The sequence below is a fragment of the Bradyrhizobium sp. 153 genome (assembly GCF_023073835.1).
Classification (GTDB): domain Bacteria; phylum Pseudomonadota; class Alphaproteobacteria; order Rhizobiales; family Xanthobacteraceae; genus Bradyrhizobium.
Genome location: NZ_JADPKH010000155.1, coordinates 1 through 1,362, shown reverse-complemented (window position 1 = coordinate 1,362; position 1,362 = coordinate 1). Strand labels below are relative to the sequence as shown.

The following is a 1,362-nucleotide window of genomic DNA, read 5'->3' as shown; positions in this document are numbered from 1 at the left end:
TGAGCAACCGGCGACATGGGTAACAGTTCAAACCGACGACATGGGTAACACAATTCTCGTTTCGTTCAGGCCTGCTGTTGTTGGGGCTGTGGACCCTGGGGGCAACGCGCAGCGTTGTCCCCAAGGTCCACAGCGCTTTGGCGTTCTTAATTGATCCGCCCGATAAGCAATGGTGCCGAGCGTGACCGGGCCGTAGGTGACCGTTTGGCCATCCTCGGACGCCACCAAGCCTACGGGCTCGCCGGACAATGCCGCGCTGATGTAGACGAACTTGCCATCGAGCTTGATCTCTCCGTTGCGTCGGACCCAGCGAATGTCCTGATCGCCATACTCGGGGGAGCGTAGGATCCCATCGAAGCGACGCGGTGACGCTTTGTAGCGATCCGCAGGTGTAGCGTTGTCGAGAGACTCGTGTGGGCGTTCGTGGTTATAGGTGTGCTGGAACTGGCGCAGTTGCTTGATCTGCTCACGCAGGCTGCGCGCCGGTGGACTTGCCGCGTCCTGCAACAGGGTAAGATGCATGCGCTCGTGACGGCCGTTCTGCTGCGGCTTCCCGGGAGTAATGCGTTCCGGTATCACCCCAGCCTTGATCAGGTTGACCGACATTCTCGACAATCCGCCAGCGCCGACCGAGGCAAACGGAGAGCCATTGTCCGATCGCAGGTAGTGGGGAAGGCCGAACTCGCGGAAGGCCGCATCGAGCACAGGCCAGACATGCTCGGTGTCCGTTCGGGGAAGCGCCTGGCAGCGCAGAAGATAGCGACTGTATGCATCGGTGATCGTCAGTGGTTCGCATCGCTTGCCGTCACCGGTCAAGAACCAGCCCTTGAAGTCGATGCACCAGATATCGTTGGCCTCCTGGCAATCGGCAAAAGGCGCGCTCGACGGCGGTCCACGCCGTCGCAGTCGACGCTTGACCGTCAGCCCCTCTCGGTCGAACAGCTCTCCGATCGTGCTCGCCGCCGGCCAGTCCGTCTTCGGCGCGGCCCGTTCCAGATAGGCCCGCACCTTCAAAGGACCCCAAGTCGGATGCGCACGCCGCACTGCAAGGCATCGCTCAGCAATGTCGCCTGCAATCGATTGCGGGTGGTGCCGTGGAGCTCGTGAGCGATCTTCCAGGCCCGCAGGTCCTTCCGTCTCGAAACGCGTAAGCCATTTGTAGCCAATCCGGCGGCTCACGCCGAACCGCCGGCAGATCATTGCAAATGCTTCCTCGCCCTTTCGAACCGCCACCACAAACTCCATCCGCTCACTCACGGCACAGGTCTCCTTCCAAGCCATCGGCAAGCCCTCCTTGCCGAATAGTTGACCTGTTACCCATGTCGCCGGTCTAGTCTGTTACCCATGTAGCCGGTTTGGACC

Annotated in this window: 1 pseudogene; it reads right to left on the bottom strand. The window is 61.2% G+C overall.

From position 1 onward, the window contains the following. Positions 1 to 168: 168 nt before the first annotated feature. Positions 169 to 1,281 (bottom strand): annotated as a pseudogene (locus tag IVA91_RS35960) (IS481 family transposase); the annotation flags it as partial. Positions 1,282 to 1,362: the final 81 nt, after the last annotated feature.